This is a genomic window from Oscillibacter sp. KLE 1745 (assembly GCF_000469445.2).
Classification (GTDB): Bacteria; Bacillota; Clostridia; order Oscillospirales; family Oscillospiraceae; genus Oscillibacter; species Oscillibacter welbionis.
The window spans coordinates 23,446-30,382 of sequence record NZ_KI271672.1 but is presented as its reverse complement, the minus strand read 5'-3'; the positions used below and the strand labels follow the sequence as shown (position 1 = coordinate 30,382).

General features: G+C 50.9%; 7 protein-coding genes and 1 tRNA gene. 4 read left to right on the top strand and 4 right to left on the bottom strand.

Annotated elements, in window-relative coordinates; all coding sequences use genetic code 11:
* The first annotated feature begins 82 nt into the window (after nucleotides 1-82).
* Together sfsA and HMPREF1546_RS01760 are read left to right on the top strand one after the other, a co-directional pair.
* Nucleotides 83-763: a DNA/RNA nuclease SfsA gene (gene sfsA / locus HMPREF1546_RS01765; protein ID WP_036630932.1), complete on the top strand. Its 681-nt coding sequence runs from the start codon at nucleotides 83-85 to the stop codon at nucleotides 761-763.
* A 12-nt stretch (nucleotides 764-775) separates the two neighbouring features.
* Complete coding sequence (locus HMPREF1546_RS01760; protein ID WP_021750400.1) at nucleotides 776-1,348, top strand: manganese efflux pump MntP family protein; 573 nt, start codon at nucleotides 776-778, stop codon at nucleotides 1,346-1,348.
* A gap of 74 nt (nucleotides 1,349-1,422) precedes the next feature.
* Here the strand turns inward: HMPREF1546_RS01760 and HMPREF1546_RS19090 are convergent, their stop codons facing one another.
* From HMPREF1546_RS19090 to HMPREF1546_RS01750, 3 genes are all read right to left on the bottom strand, one after another.
* Nucleotides 1,423-1,578 (bottom strand): hypothetical protein, encoded by a 156-nt coding sequence (locus tag HMPREF1546_RS19090; RefSeq protein WP_170180093.1) that lies wholly within the window; start codon nucleotides 1,576-1,578, stop codon nucleotides 1,423-1,425.
* Nucleotides 1,579-1,659: 81 nt separating this feature from the next.
* A complete protein-coding gene (locus HMPREF1546_RS01755; protein ID WP_021750402.1) occupies nucleotides 1,660-2,751 on the bottom strand; it encodes an S-layer homology domain-containing protein in 1,092 nt (363 codons plus the stop codon).
* 26 nt (nucleotides 2,752-2,777) lie between these two features.
* Nucleotides 2,778-3,407 carry a redox-sensing transcriptional repressor Rex gene (locus HMPREF1546_RS01750; protein WP_021750403.1) on the bottom strand — a complete coding sequence of 210 codons (630 nt, stop codon included), beginning with the start codon at nucleotides 3,405-3,407 and terminating at the stop codon, nucleotides 2,778-2,780.
* 363 nt (nucleotides 3,408-3,770) lie between these two features.
* Between HMPREF1546_RS01750 and HMPREF1546_RS01745 the strand changes: the two genes are divergently transcribed.
* Nucleotides 3,771-3,847: transfer RNA gene (locus HMPREF1546_RS01745), tRNA-Arg, on the top strand.
* Between the two features lie 213 nt (nucleotides 3,848-4,060).
* On the opposite strand, the gene HMPREF1546_RS01740 is transcribed toward HMPREF1546_RS01745, so the two are convergent.
* Nucleotides 4,061-5,194 carry an IS3 family transposase gene (locus tag HMPREF1546_RS01740; protein ID WP_021750406.1) on the bottom strand — a complete coding sequence of 378 codons (1,134 nt, stop codon included), beginning with the start codon at nucleotides 5,192-5,194 and terminating at the stop codon, nucleotides 4,061-4,063.
* 157 nt (nucleotides 5,195-5,351) lie between these two features.
* Between HMPREF1546_RS01740 and HMPREF1546_RS01735 the strand changes: the two genes are divergently transcribed.
* Nucleotides 5,352-6,866 carry an ATP-dependent endonuclease gene (locus HMPREF1546_RS01735; protein WP_036630933.1) on the top strand — a complete coding sequence of 505 codons (1,515 nt, stop codon included), beginning with the start codon at nucleotides 5,352-5,354 and terminating at the stop codon, nucleotides 6,864-6,866.
* Nucleotides 6,867-6,937 lie beyond the last annotated feature (71 nt).

Genomic DNA, 6,937 nt, shown 5'->3' with positions numbered 1-6,937 from the left:
GGCCCGGGAAGATAGGTAGCGCCAACACTGAGAGGCCACATCGTTTGATGTGGCCTTTTTTCGTCGCATGGGAGGCATCGTTTTGCAATATCATCAAGTGGTCAAAGGAAGATTTCTACGGCGGCCCAACCGTTTTATCGCTCATGTGGAGACAGAAGACGGGCTGCAGATCTGCCATGTAAAAAACACCGGACGCTGCCGGGAGTTGCTGGTGCCGGGAGCAGCGGTCTATCTGGAAAAGGCCGCAAATTCTGCGAGAAAGACAGCGTATGACCTTATCGCCGTGGAGAAAGGGGCCTTGCTGATCAATATGGATGCGCAGGCCCCAAATCGTGTTTTTCAGGAGTGGGCCGCCCAAGGACATTTCCTGCCAGATCTAAAGTCCATTCAACCGGAATATCATTATGGAGACTCCCGTCTGGACTTTGCGCTGACAACAGAAGCCGGGCTGCACCTGGTGGAAGTCAAGGGTGTTACCCTGGAGGAAAACGGTGTTGTCCGATTTCCGGACGCGCCGACAGAACGGGGCGTGAAGCATATTCACGAGTTACAGCGGGCTGTCCGGGAGGGACTGGGCGCTACCCTGTTTTTTGTGATCCAGATGCACGGCGTGGATCGCTTCTCTCCCAACGACGCCACCCATCCGGCCTTCGGTGCGGCCCTTCGGGAGGCAGCTGCCTGGGGTGTCCAAGTGTACGCCTATGACTGCCTGGTGACGCCGGACAGTTTGACTATCCACCAGCCGGTGCCGGTGGTATTATAAGGGAGCGGCAATATGGGATTTTTGGAATTGCTGTTGATCGGCGTGGGGCTCTCGATGGACGCCTTTGCTGTAGCGGTGTGCCAGGGACTCTGTATGCCAAAACTGAATCTGCGCTATGCGGCTGTGATTGCGCTGTTTTTTGGCGGATTTCAGGCGCTGATGCCCTATGCCGGCTGGCTGCTGGGCGCCCAATTTGCCGGGTACATCCAACATCTGGACCACTGGCTGGCTTTTTTTCTGCTGGCATTCATCGGCGGTAAGATGGTGTGGGAGTCTTTGAAAGGGGAGGCGGAGGAGACGGCCTGTGCGGTGAGTGTGACGCTGGATTATAAGCAGCTGCTGCTGATGGCGGTGGCTACCAGCATCGACGCATTGGCTGTTGGGGTCACGTTTGCATTTTTGAACGTGGACATCCTGCCTGCTGTGACGGTCATCGGCTGCACGACTTTTGTGATCTCCCTGGCGGGTGTGGTGATCGGGACCTTTTTCGGCGCCCGCCTTCAGCGCTGGGCGGAGATCGCCGGCGGTGTGATCCTGATCCTTCTGGGTGGAAAGATTCTTCTGGAGCACCTGGGGATCCTGTAAGCGCCTATAAAAAACAGCGAAGTGGAAAACGCCCCGGGCCATTTGGCCCGGGGCGCTGGTTATCTTATGAAATCTCAGCAGCAGGGATTGGGATTGCAGCCGCAGTTGTTGTTGCAGCCGCAGCCGCAGCCGTTGCCGCCCCAGCTGCCGTTGCCGCAGCAGCACCAAATGATGATCAGCAGAATGATGATCCAGCAGCAGTTGCCGCCGCCAAAGCCGTTATTGCACATACCGGAACCTCCTATGAAATCGTAGACCGACCGAACCGGTCTCAATCCATAGTATGCCGGACCGGCAAAGGGGTTCCAGTTTTATTTCCGGCCGCTGGTGACGAGTGCGTCGGCCGCCTGTTTCTCCCGCACGGTGAAGACGCCCTTGTCCATCAGCGTGTCTCCCAGTGTCTGCCTGCTGCCGGACACCGCGGCATCCAGCGCGTAGTAGGAGACGTATGCGAGATCCGCACGGAGGAACGTGCCGCCCTGCAGGGCGGCCAGCTCGCCCTCCGTGATGACGCCATTGGTCAAGGCATTGGTCAGTGTGCCGGAGAGGTCCTTGTTGTCCGCGGAGCTGTATCCCAGTGCCCGGAGGATGAACTCCATGTATTGGCTGGCTGTCACCGTCTGGCTGGGCCGGAAGGTGGTGGCGGAGTATCCGTTGGTGTAGCCCTTGCTGTATGCGTAGCCCACGTATTTCTCGCTCTGGGTCCCGGAGGTGATGTCCGTGAAGGGAGTGGAGCTGGTGTAGGCCAGCGCATCATTCTCCTCGCCCAGGACGCGGATGAACATGATGAGGGCTTGCAGGCGGGTAGGGGCGACCTCCAGATCATATCCCTCTCCGTAGCCGGTGAAGCTGCCTTGAAACAGGTGCATGGTCTTGAGCGCGGCAGCAATGGCGTTGTAGTCCGTGTTGGTGGAGTAGCTGAAGGCGTAGGGGCCCTGATAATCCACAACCGCCGTCTTGGAGGTGACGGTAAACACGGCGGTGGTTTCCTCAGCCACCAGATACCGGTGGCTGGCTGTAAGGGCACTGCCACTGGTAACGGTGGTCCCTGTGGTGACATCCACCACAGCGCCGGAGTTGAACGTGACCTGCATACCGCCCGCCAGCAACAGGACGCCCGTGCCGGTGGAGCCGGTCAGGGCGTCGCCTGCCTTCAGACGGGTCTCCATCCACGTGGCGGCCCCGCCGTCGGAAGGAGCCGCGTCTCCGTTCAGCAGCGCTTGGTCAGAGGCGTCCAGTTTTTCCTCCACCCGCTGGTCTACCGCATCGGTGAAAGTGCCGGTGAGATAGGAGAGGGAGGCCAGCGGATCGGAGGCACCGCCGGCCGCGGCCAAGGCGTACACAACGGTGACGGTAAGTAAGAGGCAGACGGTGATGAGGGCAGTCTTGGTCTTCCTTGTCATAGATGATTCCCTTCCACGCTGGAGCGTCAGCGGTTGGCGATGCGGTAACTGAGGGTCAGGAGGCTGTCTGCGAAGTGAATGTTCTCAAACTGCACATCCGGGAGCTGACTGCTGAGCTCAATGTTGGTAAAGTTCCAAAAGCCCTTGACGCCCAGATTGATGAGGTGGCTGGCGGTGTCCTGGGCCACGGACTGGGGAATGGTCAGCACCACCACGTCCACCGGGTGGTCCTGTAGGAAGTGATCTAGCTCGGACATGGCGTATACCGGCACATTATTCACCACAGTCCCGATCACGGCGGGGGAGACATCAAAGGCTGCGTCCACCGTAAACCCACTCTGGGAGAATGGGAAGTTCTGCAGCAGTGCGTGGCCCAGATTGCCAACGCCGATCATGATGAGGTGGTGGTTGTTGTCCACGCCCAGGATATGACCGATCTCGGCCCGCAGTTCTTCTACATTGTAGCCGTAGCCCTGCTGGCCGAACTCACCGAAACAGCTGAAATCCTGGCGGATCTGAGAGGCGGTGATGTTCATCTCCTGCCCCAGGGAGTGTGAGGAGATGCGCACGACGCCGCGGTTGCAGAGGTCTGTGAGCTGGCGGTAATATCTGGGCAGACGCCGTATCACGGCGTCGGAGATGTTTTCCTTTCGCATATAAGTCACTCCTTGCTATTTGTTAAATCATTCTCAATTAAGTTTAGACCAAAATCAGGGACTTGTCAATTTTTTTAACAATCTTTTTAAGAAAAATTTTTTCAAGAAAAGCTTTACAAAGCGGAAAAATGTTGGTATACTAAATAAGCTGTTTGAAGAAGATATTGATGTATGCGCCTGTAGCGCAGTTGGATAGCGCGTCAGACTCCGACATTTCAGGCTCGTTCAGTTGAGATGCAGCGCAAAGCGTTGGGAGTCCTTGGTTTTAACGGGCAGAGAGAAAAAATTCTGTTTCCGTTGACTACTATTTGACTACCAATTTTGAAAATCCCGTGTTATAATAAAATACAGTTTTTTAGGTATGCGCCCGTGGCGCAGTTGGATAGCGCGTCAGACTCCGACTCTGAAGGCCGCTGGTTCGAATCCAGTCGGGCGTACCAAAATGAATGACCCTACCTGATCTGAACAAAAAGATGTCAATGTTCAGAATAGGTAGGGTCATTTTATGCCAGAAACCATTGTGGCACAATGGTTTCTGGCTCTCCTATTATAGAGACCCTATGTCAGCCAATAAATACAAACAGGGCAAAATCAAAACGTAAAACGTGTAATCGGAGGGATTTGAACCCCTGCTGTGTCACTGGGATACGGATTCATGATTTGTCACTCATGAACGCATCTTCAACCTGGCATGGCGTCAGATTTTTCAAGGTACGATGTGGGCGCTGTGTATTGTAAAAGTCGATGTAGGAGGCAAGGCCACGCTTGAAAGCTACCGCTGAGGTGTAATCCTTCCGATACAGATCTTCCTTCTTTAGGGTAGCGAAGAAAGACTCCGCAACAGCGTTGTCATGAGGTTTCCCCGAATTGGAGAAAGATTGCACCACTGCGCGCTCATGAAGTAGTTGTCGAAACCGATGTGAGGTGTATTGGGCCCCTCGGTCACTGTGGAAAATGAGGCCGGCATCGGGAGCTCTCTGCTCCCATGCAACCTTAAATGTGGAGGTAATCAACTGGGTGCTATTCTTCCTGGACACTTTATAGGCAACAACCCTGCGTGAAAACAGGTCTAGAATTACGCAGGTATAAAGATAAAGTTCCCCCAGCTTAAAGCAGGTAGCGTCGCTGACCCAGATCTGATTGGGCCTGTCCGCTTGGAATTGCTGGCGCAGGACATTCCGTTTCTTCTCAGGCTCGTGAAGCTTTATGTAGTCCTGCTTTGCAGTACTGCGAATACTGGCCAGCCCCATCTCCTTCATCAACTTTGCCACATATTCCGTGCTGATTTGATGGCCTCGCTGAACAAGAATAGTGCGGATCTTTTCGGCACCCAGCACCTGACGATACTCATCAAATACTTCACGGATCAATCCGCAATATTCCTCTCTGCGTTTTTGGAACCAAGCATTGCTCCGCTTATTTCGGAGAATATGGTTATAGAAGGTTCCGCGGGAGACATTCATAGCTTCACAAAGAGTGTGTACGTCGTATTGGCCGTATAACAACTCCAGTTCTCCTAGCCGCTCCTTCAATGGAGCATGGACCGTGCAGCCGACAGTTTGCAAAATAGCGACCATGTTTTCTAATTTGGCAACTCTGCGCAGAAGTGCATCATACTCTTTGACGGTATAGGTGCGTTTTTCGTCCGGAACCACTGGGCAGTATATCTTCGCCCAGCGGTAGATCGTCCGTGCGCAGACGCCGCATTCTGTACATAATTGCTGGATTGGCCTGCCCTGTCTGTACTGTATGATGATAGCGGTTTTCTCTTGATCTGTGTAGGTCATGGTGTTTGCTCCTTTCGTGTGATATGAATTATCATATCACGGCAAGAAATCGATACGGATAAAATGCAACGGTATTATAGTGACATTCTGTCGATTCTGTGCTAAGATTGTTATAAATAATTCTAGCATCTGTGCCATTCCAAAGGAGATATTGGCCATGAAAGCAACAGAGCAATTAGTGCATGACCTGAAAAAAATGTATCTACCTCAAAACCGATTTGCGAATTTTGGGAATGTCCTTCTTACATTAGATGTGAATGGAATCAGAGGTATGTCCGCATCAATGAGCATGGAATTTCCAATCACAGTTATTATTGGAAAGAATGGATCGGGGAAGAGTACCTTGGCCCAACTGGCGCTATGCTGTTATCGCTACAAGTTGCAAGAGGAAGCACATCATAATATGAAAAATTACTACAATTTAGGAAATTTTTTTATTAAATCCAATTTGGACCCTAATCCGTATACTGCAGATGCCTACTTGAAATATTCATATGCCATTTCACCGGAATCACGAGGATTTGAGCAAATGTCATTGTTTATGACCACTCCAGAGGCTTCTTGTCATGCACGAGAAAATATCATCAGAAAAATCCATTCTGACTGGGGCGGTTATAAACATCGTCCTGACAGGAAATGTATTTATTTTGGAATGGGCTTTTTCGTTCCGCATCACGAAATGGGCGATCGAATTTATTTAGATCCCAAGACATGGATTGGAGATAGGAGAACATTCAGCAAAGAAAGTTTAGATATTTCCGCAAACATACTTGATTGTCCCTACAATTCCGTCGAAGTGGCTAAAATTATAAACCAATCGAAAGAGGCAGAAATGGGATTTGCCTCCAAATACGGGGCGAACTACTCGGAAAACCATATGGGATGTGGCGAGGCTCGACTTATTCGGATGATCGATTCCATTGAAAGTGCCCCGGAAAAAAGTCTGATTGTAATCGAAGAACCTGAAACTGCTTTACATCAAGATGCACAGCACAATCTTGCGGTGTACTTTTTGCAAGTCTGTAAGCGTAAGCGCCATCAAATTATTGTCACCACCCATTCACCGACAATCATCGATGTGATGCCTATAGAAGCACGAAAGAAAACAGAGCGAACTTCATCCGGCACGACAGTGGAAGATAATCCCACTATAGCGGAGGTTATTGCGGATTTAACAAACGGACATCAGAAAACCATTTTGGTCTATGTAGAAGATGAGTTTTCAAAAAAGCTATTACGAGAAATTATACGGAAATTTTCACCCGAATTGTCGCGGGCTGTATCCGTTGCTGCTGTAGGCGATAAGGGAGATGTATTAAACGCGGTTAGGTATACGCGCGAACACAAAGGCATCAAAGCCATTGGAATCAGAGATGAACAAAGTACAGCAAATGCAGCTGAATTTATCTTTGCATATCCCACCGATCTTCCCCCGGAAAAAGAGGTATTTTCTAATCCGATCGTAGCAGAATTCTTATTCAATCAATACCATGTTGATTTTATGGATATAAGACGGACTGCAAAAGATCATCACTACTACGCAGACAAAATCTCACATCAATGCGATATAGATATACCAACAATTGAAGTCCAATGTATTCAAGCATATCTGGAAAATCAGAAGATTGAAAAATTTTCCTCTTTACTAAATGCAATCAGGGGAACGAGTTGATCATCTGTCGATTGCTAAGATGTGCAACCTCTGCTTTGATGCCTGGGCTTCTGATAGGTGCCTGCGTCTTT